The following is a 19940-nucleotide window of genomic DNA, read 5'->3' as shown; positions in this document are numbered from 1 at the left end:
AGCTTGCATCTACGGTAATAAGTTCAACCAAATCAAAAACATGTGAAGCTGTTTTTTTCTTTGCTGTTCTTATAACTTGATGCAGGGCAGCTTTTTCACACTCTCTTTCATTTATTCAGATAAAACCAAGCTTGGATCAGCATTCAACTGATAGCTGGCAAAATTTCTTTTTTGCATTTCCACATGTGCTGCTGCTCCAATCATTGCAGCATTATCTCCACAAAGTCTCAGAGGCGGAATCACTAATTCTACTTCAGGGAGTTTAGCTGACAGAGCAGCTTGCAATCCTTCACGCAACCCTTGATTGGCCGCCACACCTCCAGCTACAACCAGTTGCTTGACTGGATAATTTTGACAAGCTCGAAGTGTTTTAGTAATCAATACATCGATCACACTTGCTTGAAAGCTAGCTGCTAAATCATTTTTGTCTAGATCTTCTCCACGCTGTTGTGCATTATGCACCAAATTGATAAATGCACTTTTTAATCCACTGAAACTGAAATCATAATTATCTTCATGGATCATCGCTCGTGGAAAATGATAATTATCTTTTCCTTGATGAGCTAGCTGATCGATTTCTTTTCCGCTTGGATAAGAAAGACCTAAGACTCTTCCAACTTTGTCATAAGCTTCTCCTGCTGCATCGTCTCTTGTCTCCCCAATGATTTCATATGATCCATCTTCTTGCATATAGACTAATTCTGTATGTCCTCCGCTAACAAGAAGTGCCATCAATGGAAACTGGAATGGTTTGACCAGACGTGCGGCATAAATATGACCTGCCATATGGTTCACAGGAATCAGCGGCAATTGGTGTGCCCAAGCAAAAGCCTTAGCAGCAGAAATACCAATCAACAAAGAGCCGACGAGTCCAGGCCCATAAGTGACAGCGACTGCCGATAAATCTTCTGCCGATACACCAGCTTCTACCAGTGCATCTTCCAAGCATAAGGTTATTTGTTCTACATGATGGCGGCTAGCTACTTCAGGCACCACTCCGCCAAAACGTTTATGACTGTTTATTTGGGAAGCAACGATGTTAGATAAGATCTCTGTTCCATTTCTAACGACCGCTACACTCGTTTCATCACAACTTGATTCAATTGCCAGAATCAATTCTTCATTCATTTCATCGTCTCCGTTTTTAACTTTCTGCTCATAATGATCGCATCTTCTGTCGGATTGCGATAATATGATTTCCGTTTACCTAATATACGGAACTTTTCTGATTCATAAAGTTTTCTTGCTGCTTCATTAGACAGACGTACTTCTAAAAAAACATGCAGCGAATCTTTTATTTGTTCCGCAATCAGCAGATGTAGCAAATGCCGTGCATAGCCTTTTCCTTGTTCTGAAACTGCAACAGCGATATTCGTGATTTCGACTTCATCCATTACTTTCGAATACCCGACAAAACCACAGATCTGATTATCTTCAACTAAAAGAAGATAATCTGTGTGGGGCTGTTGGATATCTGTCAAAAACTGCATCTTCGTCCAAGGTGAGCCATATGGATAAGCATTTTCGCTAATTGCCCATACGCATTCTGCCAAATATGCTTCATCAAAATCTTTTTTTCTGCAAATCAACTAATCTCACTCATTTTCTAAAATTTTTATCATATCTAACGCATCTTCTTTTGTTTCAGTGTAATATCTTTTTTTGATCGTCGTTGCTTGAAACCCTAATTTCCGATAAAGTCTTTGCGCATCCTGATTACTCATGCGTACTTCCAATGACATCGTCTCACAGCGATTCATTATAGCAAAGTTCTCGATTTCGTCAATAAGCAGCGAACCGATTCGTTTACGCTGATATGCCGGTCGAACAGCAATATTCGTGATATGACAATCTAAACCGAACGCCCTTGAACCGACAAACCCGATCATTCTTCCATTATCAAAGATCCCTAAATATAGATGAGGAAGTGGTGACTTCAATTCTGACATAAAGGCACTTTTGGTCCATGGCAATTCGCCATTATAGACTTCTCGTTCGACATCCAACAGCTCTTTGATATCTTCTGTAGTCAATTCTCTTAGTATATAGCGACGATCGATTTGTTCGATTGTTTTTTCTGCATAGATCATTTTATCTTGAAAAAGGCTTCTAGCATATGCTTTAAATTTTTTCAACATAGCTTTCGTCTCCAGGTGTGTGCGTCTCTAACCATTTCTCTTCAGCTTCTACTCGTTTTAAATAACGAGGGAGAAAAGCTTGTTTATCTGCAACTGGTTCATCCAACGCACCTAATTGAGCCACAGTCACACCACTTGGGATATCCCATGCTGGAACTGTATTAATCATCGCATCAGGTAGCATTTCTTTTATTTCAGAGATGAATTTATGACAATCACTCCCAACGAAATAAATAGCTTCATTCAGCTCTTGTAGTTGTGCAAACAAATCAGAAGCAGCAATATGTACATCTTCAAGTACAGTTTCTAATCTATTTTCTTTCCAGCGGTATGCCCCAGCATAGACATTTTTTCTTCGAGCATCAAACATGGGCACAATCATTTTATTCACCCCGACACAATTAGCCGCGATGGCTTTCAGGCTAGATACTCCTATTAGATCTTTATCTAGTGTATAAGCAATCGTTTTTGCTGTCGTTACACCTATACGAAGTCCTGTATAAGAACCAGGACCATCAGAAACCGCGATTTGGTCAATGTCTTGGGGACTCATTTGAAGATCTGCAAACAATTGGTCAATGGCAGGCATCAGCGTCACACTGTGGTTGCGTTTGATATTTGTCTGTATTTGCCCAAGAATTTGTTTATCTTCCACCACACCGATCGCCAAAGTTTGATTTGCAGTATCTATTCCTAATGTAATCATATATTTGATCCTTTCTGCTATAACATTCTCGCCTTCCATTGTAGCATACTTTTTTATTCCAATGATGAAAATATCAAAGGCAAAACTAGTACAATGATACATGATTATCTGCTGACCGGCAAATCTAGTTTCTTCCTTACATACACAAAAAAAGTTGCGGTATCACGACACTTTACCACAACTTTTTCTTTTTTTATTTCGTCGACTCTCGAACAATCAACTCTGTTTCCACAATGATTTTTCTTGAAACTGGTGCTTTGGAATTACTTAGTTGAAGGATCGTCTCCACTGCTAGCTCTCCCATCCATTCCGTATAAACTTTCACAGTAGAAAGAGAGGGTGTCACATATTTCGCTACACTGACATCGTTGAAACCCATCACGGAAATATCTTCTGGCACCGCTAAACCTGTTTCTTGAATCGCTTTCAGCGCGCCAATCGCTAAGGCATCATTAGCCGCAAAAAGTGCGTCAGGAATCTGCTCGTTTGTTTTTAAATATTTTTTAACCGCTTGATAGCCTGACTCGACAGAAAAATTTGCTTCGATAATTGAACCTTCGTCGTAGCCTTTTTCTGCTAAAACTTGTTGGAATGCCATGATTCTAGGGTCCCTTAGTCGCTGATGGTTTTTCTTTGTATATTCTGTTCCAGCAAGCATCGCGATATGTTGTGCATTCTGGGAAACAAAGTGCTCAATGACTTTTTGAACACTCGACTTAAAATCGACAACTATAGAATCGATTCCTTGAGAAGTGCCATCAGAATCTACCAGAAGCAAGGCTTGTTGGGATTGTTTCAAATCCAACAGCTGAGCTTCATCGAATTTCCCTAATGCGATCGTTCCATCTGCTGGAAGCTCACTAATGGAATCCCACGTTTCTTTCAACAAAGTAACGTTTGCTTCTTCTGCCTTTTTTTCGATTCCTAAACGAATAGACAAATAATAAAGATCTTCAAGTTCTTCTGTATCATCGTACCATTGGATCAGACGAAGGGTTTGCTTAGCATTTGCTGCATTTTTGCGGTGCTTCGTATAATTCAAGCGTTCCGCTGCTTCAAAAATTTTTTGCTTTGTGGCTAAGCCGACGGAAAGTTCAGGATCGTAGTTGAGCACTCTTGAAACAGTAGCAGGAGAAACTCCTGCCAACTGAGCAATGTCTTTAATTGTTGCCATTTGTCTCTCCTCCTTTTTTCCGTTTATAAAATCGCAGTAAACCGCTCAAACGCTGCTTGTCCTTTTTCATCTCGCTTGAACACCCCAGCATCTTCCAAGACACGAGCAAAAACCTGGCCTACAGCTTTTTGTACAACATCAGTGACCGCGTCTTTCGTCAAATCAGGATGCTCTTTTTTCAACTGTTCTGCCCATGGACGATGATATTCAGCCATCTGGTTTTCTTCTCCCAATAAGAACCGCTCTACTTCTGCTAGTTCCGGTTTCAAACGAGGTGGTAAAACAGCAAGTCCCATTACTTCGATCAATCCAATGTTCTCTTTCTTGATATGTTGGACATCTTTATGCGGATGAAAAATACCATCAGGATGCTCATCTGAAACATTATTGTCTCGAAGGACAAGATCCAGCTCAAAGTAATTGTCCCTTCTTCGTGCAATTGGCGTAATCGTGTGGTGTGGTGTACCATCTGCTGAAAAAGCCCGGATTTCTACAGTTTCATCCGAATATCCTTTCCACTTTTCCAACACTGAATTAGCTGCTTCAATCAGCAACTCTTTATCTGTTGATTGCAAACGGATCACAGACATCGGCCATTTCACAACTCCTGCGATGACTTGCGGATAATCTGCTAATTTGATGAGTTTTTCTATCGGTGCTTTTGCCATAGGAAATTCATGACGTCCTGCCTGATAATGATCATGAGAAAGAATCGATCCTCCAACAATCGGCAAGTCAGCATTTGAACCAACAAAGTAATGAGGCAAGACTTCAGTAATCCGAAGCAGTCTAACAAATGTTTCCTTTGAAATTTTCATTGGACGGTGCTGCTCTGATAAAATGATCGAATGCTCATTGTAATAAGCATAAGGAGAATATTGGAATCCCCAGCTTTCACCATCTAGATTCATTCGAATGATTCGATGATTGGTGCGGGCTGGATAATTCAAGCGTCCTCTATATCCTTCATTTTCCATACACAACATGCATGTAGGATAATCTACTTTGGCTGCCTCGCGTTCTGCCGCAATTTGTTTTGGATCTTTTTCTGGTTTAGATAAATTGATCGTGATTTCCAATTCACCATATGCTGACTCTGCTGGAAATTTGATATTTTTAGCGATGGCTCTTGTTTTGATGTAATCATTTTTCTTACTTAAATCAAAGAAATAATCAGTTGCTTCCTCTGGACTTTTCGAATAATGCTGTGCAAAGAATGCATTGACAACGGAAGGCGGTGGTGTAAGAAAATCCATCAATTGTGCTTCAAAAATCTCTTGTTCTGCTGGTAATTCTGAAAGAACACCATTTTCTCTTGCCTTAGCGACAAGCTGATCCAATAAGTCTACTGATTCTTCCTTAACTGGTCTTACTTCGACGCTTTCTAGAGCGTCTTCTCCTACCATCCCTAAAAGACGATTCTGTAAATATAAGCGGTCCATTTCCATCCATCCGCCAGCTTCGATCGCAAGTGTGGCAAAATCACAAATCGTTTGACTGATTGACATATCTCATTCCCCTATTCTTCATAACCATTTGGATGGCTGACATGCCAATCCCATGCTGTTTTGATAATTTCTTTGATATCTGTGTATTCAGGTTTCCAGCCCAGAATCTCTCTCGCTTTTTCACTTGAAGCGACTAATCGGCTAGGATCTCCAGCTCTTCTTGGTGCTATTTCTGCCGGGATTTCTTTCCCTGTCACTTCTCTCGCTGCTTCTAACATTTCCTTGACCGAATACCCTTTATTACTGCCTAAATTGAAGAAGTTGCTTTCGTTTCCTTCTTTCAAGTATTCCAAAGCTAAAATATGTGCGGCAATCAAGTCTTCTACTTGAACATAATCTCTAATACATGTTCCGTCTGGTGTATCGTAATCGTCTCCATAAACAGCCAATGCTTTTCTTTGACCAAGAGCTACTTGTAAAATGATTGGGACAAGATGCGTTTCTGGTGTATGATCTTCTCCGATAGATGCATCTGCTTTTGCTCCGGCTACATTGAAGTAGCGCAAAGCGACATAGCGCATGCCATACGCTTGATCACACCACTTCATCATTTTTTCCATCATCAATTTGCTTTCACCATACGGATTTTTAGGATTAGTTGGTGTATTTTCCGTGATTGGAGACTCTTTCGGCTCTCCATAAGTTGCTGCAGTAGAAGAGAATACGATTTTATTGACGTTGAACTCGTGCATGACTTCAAGTAAGATTTGCATACCGTATACGTTGTTGTTGAAATACATCAATGGTTTTTCGACAGATTCTCCTACTAAAGAGCTTGCAGCAAAATGGATTACTCCTTCAATCGGTTCCTTTTCAAATACGGAACGTAGAAATTCTTTATCCCGAATATCTCCTTCATAAAAATGAGCATCTGGATGTACTGCTTGTTTGTGACCTGTGAGTAAATTATCTACCACAGCGACTTGATACCCCTTTTGAACTAGCTGGTCTACAGCGTGCGAACCGATATAGCCGGCTCCGCCTAGTACTAAAATTGTCATAAAAAACACTCCTTTGATTAGTGAAATTGTGTTTGTTGATTCTATATAATTTAAAAAACGAAGTCTACTTTATGGTAGAAAAGAAGAAAGTAAAATTTCGTAAATTTATCTGGTAAATTTATAATAAAACATTTAGTAAACATTTTCAAGGATTTTTTGCAAAGGTTTACAAACAAACGTAAAACTAGCCTTTTTTTCTCTTTTGTTCCATAATAGATATAACAAATAATAAATGAGGTGGATTCAATGAAAAAATTTGTATCTGGAATATTAGTAGGTAGCTTGGCAACAGCCGCTGCCGTTGCTGGTTTGGTCGCTTCTGTGAAAAAAACAGTGATCGATCCGATTGACGAAAAAGAAGCAATGATCGAAGAAAATCGTAAAAAAGCAATGCGCAAACGCGTTTCTCGTTAATAATTATTTAAAAAATACGCATGAAGACTTGTGAAAGAACAGATAAGTCATCATGCGTATTTTTATTTGTCAGTCAATATAAGTTGTGCTATTTTATCTGCTTGTCTCAAATTCCATGGATCTGTATAAGGTCTAGCTGCTGCTGCAGTTAACCAATCCACACCTTCAACTGGTATTCCATAGCAATAAAAGCCAGACTGGATTTTCCCGGAAGCATCAATCACGCGATTCGTACCTCGCTCAACATCTATAGCTTCTGAATGATAACTTCCTGTATTATCTGAAAACGAAAAAGGGCGAACAAGTTTATTTTCCTTCAAATTTTTTATGACAGGATTACTTGAATGAGAAAAGCTTGTTTGTGGCAAACGAGCTTCGATCAAATAGAGACTGCTGATTTCTTTATCTTGTAGAGAAATAACATAACGGTTTTGCTTTTGCTGAATATCAAGTGGCGGTTCGATCAAATGAAAAATACCTGCATCTATCAGTGCTGCTAACTCTTTCGTCCGAATAACTGGCGGACCAATCGTTAAAAAGCTGTTTAGATGAGTAAACCACCCCCACAGTATTTCTTTGTATTCCTTAGCAGAAAAAACGTGCCATTCAATAGCCTGCCGGATTGGATCACGCCAGTCTTTCAATGCATCAAATGTCGAAGTCAATGCCCCTGTGCAATTGCCTTTTTCCGCTTCTTTTATCTGCCCTTCAATAAATGCTCGGCTAGCTTCTGCAAAGGACTCATCCTGATAGGTAAGAGGAGTTTCTAGCCACGACCAAGACCATTTGTAAGGAAGTAATGCTGGATACTTTCCAAGACACTCTTCTGAAGAGAGGGAAAGAAAATCATGCTCAAAAGTTTTCCTTGAAATCGGCAAGTGATGTTCTTCGATGATTTTCTTGTAATAAAACAACTCAGCGTCTTTTTTCAGATAGTCAAAAAATGTTTCGCCAGTCAAAAGTCCCGATCGATGCCATTGCTCAAGGTTCTCTTTTGTAAGTAGCCGTGGCCATGCCATTGCTCCGCCTTGCTTTTGATTTCTCCCTCGAGGATAGTAAGGCAGACCTCTTCTTGACCCGCTGTATACAATCGGTTCCTTGCCAGATGGATGATAGACCAGTTTTCCCATTTTGTTTTCGAAGTGCCCTCCTCTTGATACCGTAAACAATCCGACATAATCGAAAAAGCTTAAACCAAGCCCTCTTAGAAAGACATTTTCTTTTGGCGGTATCTTTGAAAGATCGACATCTGCAGGATTAGAAGGAAGCTGATACAGTAAATCATTTTTCTTTGCATAGTCTACCCAGGCTCTTTCCTCCTCTGTCTGATCATTTTCCCAATGACCACTCGCTAAAATGAGCTGATCGACAGGATAGCTTTGGTGATCTGTCTGTAATAGGAAACCGTCTTTTTCTTTGCTGACCTTTTTCACTAAAGAATAGACAAGCTGAGTAGAAGCTGGAAATTCTTCTTGCAACTTTGAGAAAAACCAGCGTTGATAAAGCCCGTATAGGCAACGAGTAGATTGCTGATCTTTTTCTAGACGGTTAATTTCTTCTATAAATAGTTGCTTATTTTTGGTTACCGTCTGTTCGATATAATCTGTAGCAGGTCCTTTACTCCATTGAAACAAATTAGGTCCCGGCATTACCGTTCCCCCACTGGACAACGTCTCGTCTGTAAAAAGCGTCACTTGTTGAGAAACAGAGTTCATTAATAATTCTGGCGGCTGATTCAACCGCCAAACTCGACCGCCTGGACCTTCTGGATCAAAAAGAATAAGTTCAAGAGAATGTCTGCCCTGATTATTATACAGAATCCTTTCTGCTACACTTAATCCTCTAGGTCCGGCACCAATGATCCCTATTTTCATTTGTACACCTCCTTTTCGATAAATTCTTTTAACACAACGGCATGGTTCTGGTGCTCGTTTTTTGCACCATAAACGAAAGTAATGACTGGATGTTCTTTCATAAGTTGGATGAGTTCGGAAACAGCTCGCGTCTTTTCTTCTTCAAAAGACAATTCTTGCTGATATTTCTTTGCAAATAAAGCAAAACGTTCTGGTACGTGGTCAAAAGCTTTGCGTGCTTCATTACTAGGCGCAATTTCTTTCAACCATAGATCTAAGTGTGCTTTTTCTTTTGAAATCCCTCGTGGCCAGAGCCTATCCACGAGTATCCGAAAGCCATCCTCTTCTTCAGCATCAAGGTAAACACGCTTTAATTTGATCATAGTTGTTTCCTTCTTTCTGCCTTTTTTCTTTTATATTTTATATGTAGATAATAGCACAAAATAAAAAATGAACGACACAACTATCCCTCGCGTCGTTCATTTTTTCTTAGTCAATACCTGATTATTGATCTAGTTTTTCCAAAGCTGTCATAAAAATATATGCTTTATACTTTTTTGCTTTTGATTTTTCCAGACCAGCCGTCATAACCACCCTTAAGCAAATAAATCTCTTTATAACCTGCTTTACGTAATTTATTTGCCGTACGGATACTCAAGCTTTTCTTTTGATCGTAGATATAGACAGGTTGGTCTTTTCGAATCGATCCTAGTGAATCTTTCAAAACAGTGTAAGGGATGTTTCTTGCACCTAAGATATGCCCTGCATCAAACACATCTTTTTCGCGAACATCGATTACTTGTGCTTTTCTCATTCCTTCTCGAAACTCTTCTTCTGTCAAAGTCGTTGCTGAACGCTTGGCCATTACTCGTAGATAGACTTCCCAAAAGATGATTGCAAGCACAATCAATAGCAAAATGATATTAATTACCCATAAAACCATGTAATGCCTCCGTTTTTTTAAGCAAATTTCAAGGCTAATGAGGCAGCGCCAATGACACCAGCTTCATTTCCAAGCTCTGCTAATTTGATTTTTGTTGATTCTCTTACTTGCGGGAAAGTGAATTCTTTAAAATATTTCTCTACACGGCTGCGTAAAAATTCTCCTGCCGCCGATACTCCGCCGCCTAACACAATACTTGACGGATTCAATGTATTCCCCAAGTTTGCGCAAGCTAAGCCTAAATAGAAGCATACGCGATCAACAACCATCAATGCAAACGGATCGTCTTCTTGAGCCATTTCAAAGATATCTTTACTTGTTACTTCTTCACCGTTATCTAACATTGCTTTCAGTTTTGAATCTCCTGCGTATTCTTCTGCCAGGTAACGTCCTAGACGTACCACACCAGTAGCGCTAGATACAGTTTCTAAACATCCGCGTTTACCGCAAGTACATTCGAACCCTTCAGGATCCACAGTGATATGGCCGATCTCTCCGCCTGCTCCGCTCACGCCATGGATCAAATTCCCGCCAGCAACGATACCACCGCCAACACCTGTTCCTAGAGTAACGAATACAACGTCTGGATCGTTTTCTCCAGCACCTTTCCATCGTTCACCTAAAGCAGCCACATTCGCATCATTATCGATAGCGAATTTGATTCCTGTCCCTGCTTCAATCAGTTTTTTCACAAATTGTACTTCTGTCCAGTTCAAGTTATATGCACCAATAACTGTTCCAGCGTCACTGTCCACGCTTCCTGGAGTACCCATACCGATTCCAATAAAGTCTTCGGCTTTCATATTATATAAATCCAATCGATGGTTGATTGATTCGATGATTTCAGGAACGATATGTTTGCCATCATCCAAAATATTGGTATCGATGCTCCATTTTTGTTGAATCTCTCCTTCTGGTGTTAAAATTGCAAATTTTGCTGTTGTTCCACCTAAATCAATCCCAATAATTTTCTTGTCCATTACAAATTTCCTTTCTTTCGGCTTTCTTCAATTCGGTGCTCTCTTTTTAATATGCGCCACGCTGTCATGTATGTATCATGATCGATCAAACGGCTATCATACAGATTCCGCAATTCAATAGTCATCAATTCAATATCATAGATGCGTGCACCCACATAGATAAAGATGCCAAATTTTTTGAACAGCTGCTGTACATCATATAAGCTCTCCATCTTTAAGCACTTCCTTCATATTATACAAGTAAACCATATTTTTTTAAACCCAGTAAAATACATATTACAAAAAGAAATACAAAAACTAGTGTAGAAAGAATCTTCTGGTGTATCGAATAGCTTGTCTGCTGTTTCGGTAGCCCTAAAATGTTCCCTAATACTAAACCGCCCACCAGTCCGCCGAGATGTCCCCAAACATCTACAGAGGTGTCAAGAAGACCAAAAACAAATGTCATCGCAATAAATAAAAGAAAATGTCTGACTAGTTGTTGGATCGCCGTATTATATTTAAAATGAAATCCTAAAATAAACAACGCACCAAACAATCCGAATATCGAAGTGCTTGCACCACCAGACAAAACATTCGCTTCGTTGAAAGCAAAACTTGCTGTATTTCCCATTATCCCGCTGAACATATAGATCAGGAAAAAACGCCAGTGACCGTATATTGCCTCGATTTGTTGCCCCATAAAATACAATATCAGTGAGTTCATGACGAAATGCATCACTCCAAAATGGATGAAGATTGGTGTCACTAAGCGCCACCATTCATTGAAGTGAACAAGATAAGGACCATACATTCCAGTATAATAAGGAATTTCAAGACGCGGAAACAACTCCATTATAATGAAGACTATTGTCTGTATCCCCAAAAAAGCATAGGTCCATAACGGTCGCCTCAACCATGCACGCATTTTTATTTGCTGTTGATAATTCATGAAAACCTCCCATTTCATTTTAGTCAATAAATAATTGTTGGATCTTCTGATCAAAACTTTCCGGTTGCCATTGTTCATTCAATTGTTCTCGAAAAACGAGGCTGCATGTTTTTCGATGGAAATTTTTTAAATACCGGTCGTAATAACCACCGCCAAAACCAATTCGATAACCGGCTCTATTGTAGATAATCCCTGGTACAATGAGGAGGTCGATCATTTCCGGCAAATAAAGCTTCTCTGATTGTGGCTCGAGAACGCCAAAACTCGAACGTTCAAAAACGGTGTGTTCATCCATTTCATAAAACGCCATCTGACGTTTTGGTAAAGTTTTAGGAACAACTATCTTCTTTTGTTCTTTTTTCGCCCGTTGGATAATCCGCTGTGTATCCAGCTCAAATTCATTTGACAAAGTCGTCCCTATCACTTGTGCCGACTTCCAGTACTCGCTTGCGAATAGCTGTTCATAGATTCGCTGTTCTTTGTCCTTTTTCTTACCGCTTTTGGCCAGATTTTTCAGCTTTTCGATTCCTTGTCGGCGTAATTTTTCTTTCATTTGCTCCAAAAAATCACCCTTTCTTCTCTCATAAAATGGTATAGGAAAAAAAGAAAAATAGCAATCGAACTTTCAAATAAATGTATAAATAAAAGAAAAAGAAGACCTAACAATGATCGGCCTTCTTGCCTTTTAATGAACTTCAACCGCTCAGCACGTGTTTTTGTCTGATAAACAATACATACAGAAAATATGGCGCACCAAAAAAGGCAATCAAAATCCCTGTCGGTATTTCCCCACTTGGCAGAATCACTCGTGCAACAATATCTGCACTAAGTACAAAAACGGAACCAAACAAACTGCTTAGAATAAAGGTCCAGTGATTTTCTTTACGTACGACTAGCTTCGCAGCATGAGGAGCCAGTAGTCCTACAAAGGATAAACTCCCTGTCACCGCTACGCTACCGCTTGCTAAAGCAACAGCTAACAACAAAAGGATTTTTTGACTTTTAGCCACATTTAGCCCTAATCCTTGCGCGCGTTCTTGACCAAATGATAGCAAGCCAATCCGCTGCGCATAAAATCCTCCTAGCGGAATCAAGATAATCGCCCATGGAAGAAGCGCCCAAACATAGGACCAGCTCGCACCCCAAATCGATCCCGCCAACCATGCATTGACAAATCCATAATTTTCCTTTGACAATTGGATGGTGCACAACAACGTTAATGCAGAAAGACCCGCATTAACGGCAATACCAGACAATAAAATACGATTCATCCCTAAAAATCCATTTCGATCATAGGCCGCAAGATAGACACAGCAAGCAGCGAGAATACCACCTATAAAGGCTACGACTAGCAACAGAAACGGCAGAGAATATTGTGAAAAGAAACCTAAATAAAGCATCACTAGAAATCCAGCTCCCGCATTGATCCCCAATATGCTAGAATCTGCCAATTCATTTCTCGTCACTCCTTGCAAGACATAACCAGAGACGCCAAGACAAGCACCTGCTAATAAACTGATCAGTAATCGAGGAACACGAAACTCTCCAACAATCAGCGCCAAAGAAGAGGAGCCTTTCCCTATGAACGTGTCAAAAAGCTGATCAAGATAAATAAAAGGCGTGCCAATCATCAAACTACCTACAGACAAGACGATAAGTAGAAAAAGCAAGAAATACAACGTCCAATATATTCTTTTCACCGTTGTTCCCTCCTTACTTGTATCAGTAAAAACGGAACGCCAATCAATGCGATGACTAATCCAAAAGGTGTTTCAAAAGGTGGATTGATCATCCTTGCTGCAAAATCCGCCAACATGACCAGTCCGCCTCCAACTAAAAAAGAGACAGGTAGGACATAACGATAGTCTGTCCCAACCATTCCGCGAACAATCGGCGGAACCAACAGCCCAATAAATGAAACAGGTCCGACTAACGAAACGGCAATGGCTGCTAACACTGCAACTAGACAGAAAACAATCAACCGTGTTCGTTTAGGATGACCTCCAAGAGCTAATGCATGGGTTTCACTCAAACTAATCAAGGATATCGCTTTTCCTAATGAAAAAGAAACCAAGACAGCAAGCACATATACAGGGAACAACACTGTTAATTGTTTCCATGTGATATTGGCAGCTCCACCTACAAACCAAAAAGCAAGATCCTGCTGTAGATTAAAAAATTGGGTAAGTGCTTGACTGATTGCAGTAAAAAAAGAACTAATAGCTACACCAGCTAAAATCAGCTGTAAAGGATTCATGCCCATTTTCGAAAACTGCAAAAAGCCAAATACGAGTAAAGTCACAGCAAAAGAACCTGCCAATGACACCAGAAACACAGAAAAGCCAGAAGCTTTGGGCCAAAAAGCAAAACTAAGAGCCATTGCCAACGAAGCACCAGCGTTGATTCCTAGTAAACCTGAATCTGCTAAAGGATTTCTTGTCACTCCTTGCATCAATGCACCGCTCAATGCAAAACAACTCCCTACGAGAAATGCCCCTGCAACCCGAGGCAAACGAATGTTTCTTATGATTTGATGACTTTGTTTTGATCCATCAAAATCAACCAACGCCTGCCAAAAGGCTATTTTTCCCACACTCGCTGCGCCATTTGAAAGAGCAATAAAAAAAATGATCAAAAGAACAAAACAGATCAAAAGCAAGAGTTTGTTTTTTTTCCTAGCCTTCATAGTTGATCCTCCTGCTCTTTTGGCAACAGATCATACGTCAGAAAAACTGGTTTATTCGTTTTTGGTAGTGTGACGATCGTTGCATCAATCTCAAATATTTTTTTCATACACTCTTTTGTGATCACTTCTTCAGGTGTACCTTCCGTGATCAATTCACCGTTTTTCATTCCTAGTAAATAATCAGAAAAACGTGAAGCAAGATTAATGTCATGGATCGACATCAAGATCGTTGTTTGTTTTATTTGATTGATTTGAGTCAATAACTGTAGGATCTCTAATTGGTGTGACGGATCTAAAAACGTCGTCGGCTCGTCTAAGATCAAGATATCGGTTTCCTGAGCAAGTGCCATAGCGATCCAGACACGCTGGGTTTGTCCACCAGACAACGTTGCGATATCTCGCGTGCGATATCCAGACAAACCTGTTGCATCCAAAGCCCACTCGATTGCTTCATGATCTTGTACATCCATACCGCTAAACAGTTTTTGATAGGGATATCGTCCGTAAGATACTACTTCTTCTACTGTCATACCTATAGGATGTTCACTAGTTTGTGCTAATAAAGCAATTTTTTTTGCAAGTTCTTTTGAACTGTATGTAGATATATCAGAATCATTGACAATGATCTTTCCTGATTTCACAGGTATTATGCGGGTAAAGCTTTTCAATAAAGTAGATTTTCCACTTCCGTTTGGTCCAATCAAGCTCGTGATTTTCCCTTCAGGAATCGTAACAGACATGTTTTCAATAATTTTTTTATTTTCGTAGCCGGCTGCAATATCAGCTGCCCTTAGTCTCGTCATTTCACCCATCCTTTCGCTGAAAATCATTCTCAATTATGACGCTGTTTCACTATTTCGTCAAGCGCTACTTTCATATCTATAGCTAAATGAAGCGGTTGACAGCATTCGAAATATCAGGAATAATAACCAATGAGAAAGATTCTCAATTATGTCAGGAGGAAAGAAATGAACTTAAAAACAAAAGTATTCACATTATCTAGCATATTGCTGTTGGCTGGAGTATTGAGCGCTTGCTCCCCCTCTTCAGATAAAGAAACAGCTACACCTACCAATTCGACGACTTCATCCACCAGCACGCATACAGTCACAGATACGCTTGGACATAAAGTCGACATTCCAAACGCACCTAAACGGATCATCGGCAGTTACTTAGAAGACTATCTGATTTCCCTAGGAGAAACACCTATCGTCCAATGGACAGTGGGCAGTGGTTCTATCCAAGATTATCTGCAAGATGATTTGAAAGATGTTCCAACTATTTCTTATGATCTTCCTTATGAGAAAGTATTAAGCTTCGAACCTGACTTGCTGTTGATTTCTTCTTCCGCTACTGTCGAAGGTGGGAAATACGAGCAATATAGTAAAATCGCGCCAACTTATGTCGTAAAAAACGGAACAGACGTCACATGGGAAGAACAACTAAAAGATGTCGGCAAGGCTTTAGCAAAAGAAAAAGAAGCAGAAAAAGTCATTTCCGATTATCAAAAATCCGTCAAGAGCACTCGCGAAGAATTAGCAGATAAAATTGAGAACAAGACAACTGCAGTGTTATGGGTGACCAATAACTCCGCCTTCATGGTCAGCAAAAATCGGTCAAGCGGTAGAATCGTATATGACGATCTAAAATTTGGTGTGCCTGATTTAGTAGAAGAAGTGTCCAAAGAAGCCACTTCTGACTGGTCTGCTGTTTCTTCGGAAAAACTAGCTGAATTAGATGCTGATTACATCATTCTTGTAAACAGTGATAAAGATGCCGCTATGTTCAATGAACCAAGCTGGAAAAATCTCAAAGCAGTGAAGGACGATCACGTACTGCAATTCGGCCCTGAATCTAGCTGGCTATATAACGGACCTATTGCCAGTCAGGAAATAGTCAATGATATCAAAGAAAAGCTAAACTGATTTTAACTAAAAAAGCATCTTCACGTTCATTCGTGAGATGCTTTTTTATTATTAAAAACTGAATACCAGATATTATTCTTCTTTTGAAACAACCCTATTTTTTACTCTTTCCCATTTTTGAAAACGATGGGCATATAAATTTTCCTGATCCGTTATTCCCTCGTATTCCTCTATAAGAGTGAACTCTGAAAAATCGATATCCCCAATATACGTATCTCCTTCAAACGTGCTATCAATCAATGTCCGCCAGATTCGACCGGTGTAAGGAAGAAGTTCTTGAAAAATCCGACTGCCACCCGAAACATAGATATCTTCTGAGATTGTTTGACTATACGCCAAAAGTTCATCGATTGAATGCATCACTTCTGCATTTTCTTTCGTGCGAAAGTTCGGTTGCGTTGTCAACACGATGATATGGCGATAAGGAAGTGAGAGATCGCCCATTCCTTCATAGGTCTTTCTTCCCATCACTAAGATTCGATCCATTGTATGTTCACGAAAAAAACGCATGTCATTTGGCAATCGCCACGGTAGCAATCCATTTTTGCCGATCAGACCATTTCTATCTTGTGCCCACATTGAAATAAACATATCATCCGCTCCTTATGATTTTAGATGGTTTGAGATAAAAAAAGTCTCAATTCTTTGACCAGCAAGGAATTGAGAACTTTAAAAACATTATTTTGTTTCACGGTGCAAAGTAACTTTGCGTTCGCGTGGGCAATATTTTTGTTTTTCCAAACGATCAGGATTGTTACGTTTGTTTTTGCTTGTTAGGTAGTTACGTTCTTTACAAGAAGTACACTCTAAAGTGATGTTTACGCGCATGTTTTTCCCTCCCATTTTTACAAGAATCCTCTAAGATGACTCTCAGACTTGATTATCTTACCATGATTTTTTCTAGATTGCTAGTGTTTTTCACGATTTTGTTAAGTAAAACTACTTGACGATAAATACAACGGTTTTACTTCTCAAACAAAATCTTTTTCTTTTTGTATAAATACCCTTACACTTGTTTATATAGATTATGTTTTTTAATAAAGGGGGATATTAATATGCCATGGAACATGAAGGACTTTCCTGCATCAATGAAAAACTTAGATAAACTGACAAGAAAAAAAGCAATCGACATCGCAAATGCACTGTTGGATGAAGGGTACCCTGATAGCCGTGCGATCCCAATTGCCATTGATCAAGCAAAAAAATGGGATGAAGATGCTAGTGAATCAGAAAAACGAACCTTCGAAAAAGAAAAAAATCCAAGCAAGACGGATGAACACGATACGAATCCTCGTGCCGGAAAACTGCTTGATTCAGATGTGATCGTAGAATATGAGGAAGAACAATGGATCGTGAAATCTAAAGGGGCAAAAAAGGCAAGCAACCATTTTGATACAAAAAAAGAAGCAATCGAAAAAGGAAAGCAAGTAGCTCAAAACAAACAATCAACTTTGATCATCTATAAAAAAGATGGGACAAAAGAAAAAGAAATCAGTTACTAAGCGCTTAAAAAGAAGCATAGAGACAAGGAGATCATCTCACATGTTTCTATGCTTCTTCTCATATTGTTGTTTCTTTTTTATCAAACAGTCACATAGTCGATTGCTTCTGCTTGCGGAATCGTTTCATCGACAAAGTAAACTTTATACCATGTCAAGAAACTGAAGATCGTCCAGATTTTACGTTGTTCTTCTTTACGTCCTTCGTGATGGTCATCTAGCAACTTCATGATTTTTTCTTGATCAAAAAATTCTTTTGCAAAATCTGCTTCGAATAATGCTTTGACTTGTTCGTAGCCGTGTTCTTCTTTCAACCAAGCTTTGATTGGCACAGGGAATCCTAATTTCACCCGATTCGACCACTCTTCTGGAAGATGTTTGTTCGCAGCTTGTCTGAAAATATCTTTTGTGTTGTTTTGATTCAACAAGAACTTACTTGGTATTTGTTGAGCCAATTTCATGACTTCGATATCCAGTAAAGGTACTCGGACTTCTAGAGAACTAGCCATAGAAAGTTTATCTGCCTTCAACAAAATATCTTTTGGCATCCATTGATGAAGATCGACGTATTGCATCTTATTGACTTCATCTTTGATTCCTTCTGTTTTCTCGTAATGAACAGTCATGATCTCATTCACAGACGGCGCTGTTTGATATTTTGGCGTCAACACTTCTGATGCTTCTGATTCTTCGAACACTCGAGCATGCCCGATAAAATATTCTTTTGCTGGCGCAAGTGATTCATATAAATGGATACGTCCATGGAAATTTTTCATTTTTCCGATTTTACGTCCTAGATTATAGCGTGTCCCTTTTGGCAATTTTTTCAGTCCTTGCGCAATCACACGGATAAATTTTGAATTCGTGTGGAATCCATACGTTTGGTATCCCGCAAATAGTTCATCTGCCCCTTCTCCTGATTGAACCACCCGTACACTTTGTGAAGCGAGATTTGCTAAAAAGTACAACGGCACGCAAGAAGGATTTGAGTCTGGTTCATCTAAGTGATACTGAATCAATGGGAATGCTTTAAAAGACATGTCTCCGTCGATCACTGCTGCCGTATTGTCTAAGTCCAATAATTCTGTTAGTTTTCTGGCTTCAATCGCTTCATTATAGGTTTTATCATCAAACCCGATTGAGAAAGAATGATCTGGTTTCAATACAGAGGTTACATAACTGGAATCGACCCCGCTGGATAAGAAAGAACCAACTTCTACATCGCTGATTGTGTGTGCTTCAATAGAAGCTTGAACAGTTTCGTCGATTTTTTCGATCCATTCTTGTCGGGAATGCGTTTCTTTTGTTTCAAAATCTGCATCCCAATATTGTTGAATGTCCAGTTTTCCGTCTTTATACGTATAATAATGGCCTTCAGGCAAACGATAGACACCTTTGAAGAAGGTTTCACCGTTCAATGGAGAATATTGGAAAGTCATATAAGGTTTCAATGCTTCTTTATTCAATTCTTTATTAAAATCAGGATGAGGCAAAAAACTTTTGATTTCTGAACCAAACATAAATGTTCCGTTCATTTCTGCATAATAGTATGGTTTGATCCCAAAATGGTCTCTCGCACCGAATAACTCATTTTTTTCATTATCCCAAATAGCAAAAGCAAACATTCCGCGGATTTTTTGCAATAATTCTGTTCCCCATTCTTCGTAACCATGCAAAAGGACTTCTGTATCTGCATGTGTTTGAAAAACGTGACCAGCTGCAATCAATTCTTCTCTCAAAGGCTGATAATTATAGATTTCGCCATTAAAAATAATGATCTTTGTCCGATCTTCATTGTAAATAGGCTGAGTACCGCCCTCTAAGTCAATAATACTTAATCTTCTGAATCCTAAAGCAACGTGTTTATCGATATATTCCCCTGAACTATTAGGTCCACGGTGAACGATTCGATCCATCATTGTATTAATAATTGTTTTTTTGTTGTCCTTGTCGTTAACAAAACCTACAATACCGCACATTTAACTTTCACATCCTAATATAAAATTACTGTTTATTTCATCCATATGCATCTTAACATAGAATAAATAGCGGACGAATATTTTCTCTCTTACAGTTTCGTCACGTGAAAACAAAAGATGAAAGTTTCTGTTTTTACAGAAAATAAAGTCCCGATATCTAATTTACCATGTTTTCTTTTTTGAGGCTATCTTATTCTCTTCGT

The 19940-nt window shown here is 39.3% G+C and carries 23 protein-coding genes; 3 read left to right on the top strand and 20 right to left on the bottom strand.

The features are described 5' to 3' along the window. Window positions 1-111: 111 nt before the first annotated feature. The 7 genes from tsaD to galE all read right to left on the bottom strand — a co-directional run bounded on the left by tsaD (window position 112) and on the right by galE (window position 6527). The gene (tsaD, locus tag IGK53_RS05135; RefSeq protein ID WP_002308884.1) at window positions 112-1128 is read right to left on the bottom strand and encodes a tRNA (adenosine(37)-N6)-threonylcarbamoyltransferase complex transferase subunit TsaD; all 1017 of its coding nucleotides are present in this window, start codon (window positions 1126-1128) and stop codon (window positions 112-114) included. Beyond that, window positions 1125-1589: a ribosomal protein S18-alanine N-acetyltransferase gene (gene rimI / locus IGK53_RS05130; protein ID WP_002308883.1), complete on the bottom strand. Its 465-nt coding sequence runs from the start codon at window positions 1587-1589 to the stop codon at window positions 1125-1127. The genes tsaD and rimI (IGK53_RS05130) overlap by 4 nt, the downstream gene beginning before the upstream one ends. Before the next feature lie 6 nt (window positions 1590-1595). Continuing rightward, entirely contained in the window at window positions 1596-2138 is a 543-nt protein-coding gene (rimI, locus tag IGK53_RS05125; RefSeq protein WP_002329349.1) for a ribosomal protein S18-alanine N-acetyltransferase, read from the bottom strand. Then, the gene (gene tsaB, locus IGK53_RS05120; protein WP_033583154.1) at window positions 2122-2844 is read right to left on the bottom strand and encodes a tRNA (adenosine(37)-N6)-threonylcarbamoyltransferase complex dimerization subunit type 1 TsaB; all 723 of its coding nucleotides are present in this window, start codon (window positions 2842-2844) and stop codon (window positions 2122-2124) included. The genes rimI (IGK53_RS05125) and tsaB overlap by 17 nt, the downstream gene beginning before the upstream one ends. Before the next feature lie 193 nt (window positions 2845-3037). After that, entirely contained in the window at window positions 3038-4018 is a 981-nt protein-coding gene (locus IGK53_RS05115; RefSeq protein WP_002329351.1) for a LacI family DNA-binding transcriptional regulator, read from the bottom strand. 23 nt (window positions 4019-4041) lie between these two features. Beyond that, window positions 4042-5526: a UDP-glucose--hexose-1-phosphate uridylyltransferase gene (gene galT, locus IGK53_RS05110; protein ID WP_002329352.1), complete on the bottom strand. Its 1485-nt coding sequence runs from the start codon at window positions 5524-5526 to the stop codon at window positions 4042-4044. Between the two features lie 11 nt (window positions 5527-5537). Continuing rightward, window positions 5538-6527: a UDP-glucose 4-epimerase GalE gene (gene galE, locus IGK53_RS05105; RefSeq protein ID WP_002329353.1), complete on the bottom strand. Its 990-nt coding sequence runs from the start codon at window positions 6525-6527 to the stop codon at window positions 5538-5540. 246 nt (window positions 6528-6773) lie between these two features. Between galE and IGK53_RS05100 the strand changes: the two genes are divergently transcribed. After that, complete coding sequence (locus IGK53_RS05100) at window positions 6774-6941, top strand: DUF3042 family protein (protein WP_002288457.1); 168 nt, start codon at window positions 6774-6776, stop codon at window positions 6939-6941. A gap of 62 nt (window positions 6942-7003) precedes the next feature. Here the strand turns inward: IGK53_RS05100 and IGK53_RS05095 are convergent, their stop codons facing one another. The 10 genes from IGK53_RS05095 to IGK53_RS05050 all read right to left on the bottom strand — a co-directional run bounded on the left by IGK53_RS05095 (window position 7004) and on the right by IGK53_RS05050 (window position 15137). Beyond that, window positions 7004-8815, bottom strand: coding sequence for an FAD/NAD(P)-binding protein (locus IGK53_RS05095; protein WP_430605025.1), 1812 nt, complete (start codon window positions 8813-8815; stop codon window positions 7004-7006). Beyond that, on the bottom strand, window positions 8812-9177 hold the full coding sequence (locus IGK53_RS05090; RefSeq protein WP_002314794.1) for a DUF488 domain-containing protein: 366 nt from the start codon (window positions 9175-9177) through the stop codon (window positions 8812-8814). Before IGK53_RS05090 ends, IGK53_RS05095 begins: the two co-directional genes overlap by 4 nt. A gap of 164 nt (window positions 9178-9341) precedes the next feature. Next, window positions 9342-9737 carry a rhodanese-like domain-containing protein gene (locus tag IGK53_RS05085; RefSeq protein ID WP_002308872.1) on the bottom strand — a complete coding sequence of 132 codons (396 nt, stop codon included), beginning with the start codon at window positions 9735-9737 and terminating at the stop codon, window positions 9342-9344. A gap of 17 nt (window positions 9738-9754) precedes the next feature. Beyond that, window positions 9755-10717: an ROK family glucokinase gene (locus IGK53_RS05080; RefSeq protein ID WP_430605024.1), complete on the bottom strand. Its 963-nt coding sequence runs from the start codon at window positions 10715-10717 to the stop codon at window positions 9755-9757. Then, window positions 10717-10929, bottom strand: a complete 213-nt coding sequence (locus IGK53_RS05075; protein WP_002293902.1) for a YqgQ family protein — start codon at window positions 10927-10929, stop codon at window positions 10717-10719. Before IGK53_RS05075 ends, IGK53_RS05080 begins: the two co-directional genes overlap by 1 nt. Before the next feature lie 20 nt (window positions 10930-10949). Beyond that, a complete protein-coding gene (locus IGK53_RS05070) occupies window positions 10950-11648 on the bottom strand; it encodes a rhomboid family intramembrane serine protease (RefSeq protein ID WP_002314793.1) in 699 nt (232 codons plus the stop codon). A 19-nt stretch (window positions 11649-11667) separates the two neighbouring features. Beyond that, window positions 11668-12201, bottom strand: coding sequence for a 5-formyltetrahydrofolate cyclo-ligase (locus tag IGK53_RS05065; RefSeq protein WP_002329355.1), 534 nt, complete (start codon window positions 12199-12201; stop codon window positions 11668-11670). A 142-nt stretch (window positions 12202-12343) separates the two neighbouring features. Continuing rightward, window positions 12344-13348 (bottom strand): FecCD family ABC transporter permease, encoded by a 1005-nt coding sequence (locus IGK53_RS05060; protein ID WP_002329356.1) that lies wholly within the window; start codon window positions 13346-13348, stop codon window positions 12344-12346. Further along, the gene (locus IGK53_RS05055) at window positions 13345-14334 is read right to left on the bottom strand and encodes a FecCD family ABC transporter permease (protein WP_002329357.1); all 990 of its coding nucleotides are present in this window, start codon (window positions 14332-14334) and stop codon (window positions 13345-13347) included. The genes IGK53_RS05060 and IGK53_RS05055 overlap by 4 nt, the downstream gene beginning before the upstream one ends. Next, window positions 14331-15137: an ABC transporter ATP-binding protein gene (locus IGK53_RS05050; RefSeq protein WP_002329358.1), complete on the bottom strand. Its 807-nt coding sequence runs from the start codon at window positions 15135-15137 to the stop codon at window positions 14331-14333. Before IGK53_RS05050 ends, IGK53_RS05055 begins: the two co-directional genes overlap by 4 nt. 165 nt (window positions 15138-15302) lie before the next feature. Between IGK53_RS05050 and IGK53_RS05045 the strand changes: the two genes are divergently transcribed. After that, window positions 15303-16259 carry an ABC transporter substrate-binding protein gene (locus IGK53_RS05045; RefSeq protein WP_002329359.1) on the top strand — a complete coding sequence of 319 codons (957 nt, stop codon included), beginning with the start codon at window positions 15303-15305 and terminating at the stop codon, window positions 16257-16259. Window positions 16260-16331: 72 nt separating this feature from the next. On the opposite strand, the gene IGK53_RS05040 is transcribed toward IGK53_RS05045, so the two are convergent. Further along, window positions 16332-16850 carry a dihydrofolate reductase gene (locus tag IGK53_RS05040; RefSeq protein WP_002329360.1) on the bottom strand — a complete coding sequence of 173 codons (519 nt, stop codon included), beginning with the start codon at window positions 16848-16850 and terminating at the stop codon, window positions 16332-16334. An 87-nt stretch (window positions 16851-16937) separates the two neighbouring features. Continuing rightward, window positions 16938-17102, bottom strand: a complete 165-nt coding sequence (gene rpmG, locus IGK53_RS05035; RefSeq protein WP_002320810.1) for a 50S ribosomal protein L33 — start codon at window positions 17100-17102, stop codon at window positions 16938-16940. A 212-nt stretch (window positions 17103-17314) separates the two neighbouring features. On the opposite strand from rpmG, the gene IGK53_RS05030 reads away from it, so the two are divergent. Continuing rightward, window positions 17315-17761 carry a DUF2188 domain-containing protein gene (locus IGK53_RS05030; RefSeq protein WP_002329361.1) on the top strand — a complete coding sequence of 149 codons (447 nt, stop codon included), beginning with the start codon at window positions 17315-17317 and terminating at the stop codon, window positions 17759-17761. Between the two features lie 80 nt (window positions 17762-17841). Here the strand turns inward: IGK53_RS05030 and asnB are convergent, their stop codons facing one another. Then, on the bottom strand, window positions 17842-19737 hold the full coding sequence (asnB, locus tag IGK53_RS05025) for an asparagine synthase (glutamine-hydrolyzing) (protein WP_002335776.1): 1896 nt from the start codon (window positions 19735-19737) through the stop codon (window positions 17842-17844). Window positions 19738-19940: the final 203 nt, after the last annotated feature.

This window comes from Enterococcus sp. DIV1224 (genome assembly GCF_050555455.1).
Classification (GTDB): domain Bacteria; phylum Bacillota; class Bacilli; order Lactobacillales; family Enterococcaceae; genus Enterococcus_B; species Enterococcus_B lactis.
This window is presented reverse-complemented; position numbering and strand designations above follow the sequence as displayed.

Excerpts from the sequence above, each read along its gene's own strand:
- tsaD (WP_002308884.1), bottom strand. The coding sequence starts at position 1,128 with ATGAATGAAGAATTGATTCTGGCAATTGAATCAAGTTGTGATGAAACG.
- rimI (WP_002329349.1), bottom strand. The coding sequence starts at position 2,138 with ATGTTGAAAAAATTTAAAGCATATGCTAGAAGCCTTTTTCAAGATAAA.
- tsaB (WP_033583154.1), bottom strand. The coding sequence starts at position 2,844 with ATGATTACATTAGGAATAGATACTGCAAATCAAACTTTGGCGATCGGT.
- IGK53_RS05115 (WP_002329351.1), bottom strand. The coding sequence starts at position 4,018 with ATGGCAACAATTAAAGACATTGCTCAGTTGGCAGGAGTTTCTCCTGCT.
- galT (WP_002329352.1), bottom strand. The coding sequence starts at position 5,526 with ATGTCAATCAGTCAAACGATTTGTGATTTTGCCACACTTGCGATCGAA.
- galE (WP_002329353.1), bottom strand. The coding sequence starts at position 6,527 with ATGACAATTTTAGTACTAGGCGGAGCCGGCTATATCGGTTCGCACGCT.
- IGK53_RS05100 (WP_002288457.1), top strand. The coding sequence starts at position 6,774 with ATGAAAAAATTTGTATCTGGAATATTAGTAGGTAGCTTGGCAACAGCC.
- IGK53_RS05095 (WP_430605025.1), bottom strand. The coding sequence starts at position 8,815 with ATGAAAATAGGGATCATTGGTGCCGGACCTAGAGGATTAAGTGTAGCA.
- IGK53_RS05090 (WP_002314794.1), bottom strand. The coding sequence starts at position 9,177 with ATGATCAAATTAAAGCGTGTTTACCTTGATGCTGAAGAAGAGGATGGC.
- IGK53_RS05085 (WP_002308872.1), bottom strand. The coding sequence starts at position 9,737 with ATGGTTTTATGGGTAATTAATATCATTTTGCTATTGATTGTGCTTGCA.
- IGK53_RS05080 (WP_430605024.1), bottom strand. The coding sequence starts at position 10,717 with ATGGACAAGAAAATTATTGGGATTGATTTAGGTGGAACAACAGCAAAA.
- IGK53_RS05075 (WP_002293902.1), bottom strand. The coding sequence starts at position 10,929 with ATGGAGAGCTTATATGATGTACAGCAGCTGTTCAAAAAATTTGGCATC.
- IGK53_RS05070 (WP_002314793.1), bottom strand. The coding sequence starts at position 11,648 with ATGAATTATCAACAGCAAATAAAAATGCGTGCATGGTTGAGGCGACCG.
- IGK53_RS05065 (WP_002329355.1), bottom strand. The coding sequence starts at position 12,201 with ATGAAAGAAAAATTACGCCGACAAGGAATCGAAAAGCTGAAAAATCTG.
- IGK53_RS05055 (WP_002329357.1), bottom strand. The coding sequence starts at position 14,334 with ATGAAGGCTAGGAAAAAAAACAAACTCTTGCTTTTGATCTGTTTTGTT.
- IGK53_RS05050 (WP_002329358.1), bottom strand. The coding sequence starts at position 15,137 with ATGACGAGACTAAGGGCAGCTGATATTGCAGCCGGCTACGAAAATAAA.
- IGK53_RS05045 (WP_002329359.1), top strand. The coding sequence starts at position 15,303 with ATGAACTTAAAAACAAAAGTATTCACATTATCTAGCATATTGCTGTTG.
- IGK53_RS05040 (WP_002329360.1), bottom strand. The coding sequence starts at position 16,850 with ATGTTTATTTCAATGTGGGCACAAGATAGAAATGGTCTGATCGGCAAA.
- rpmG (WP_002320810.1), bottom strand. The coding sequence starts at position 17,102 with ATGGGAGGGAAAAACATGCGCGTAAACATCACTTTAGAGTGTACTTCT.
- IGK53_RS05030 (WP_002329361.1), top strand. The coding sequence starts at position 17,315 with ATGCCATGGAACATGAAGGACTTTCCTGCATCAATGAAAAACTTAGAT.
- asnB (WP_002335776.1), bottom strand. The coding sequence starts at position 19,737 with ATGTGCGGTATTGTAGGTTTTGTTAACGACAAGGACAACAAAAAAACA.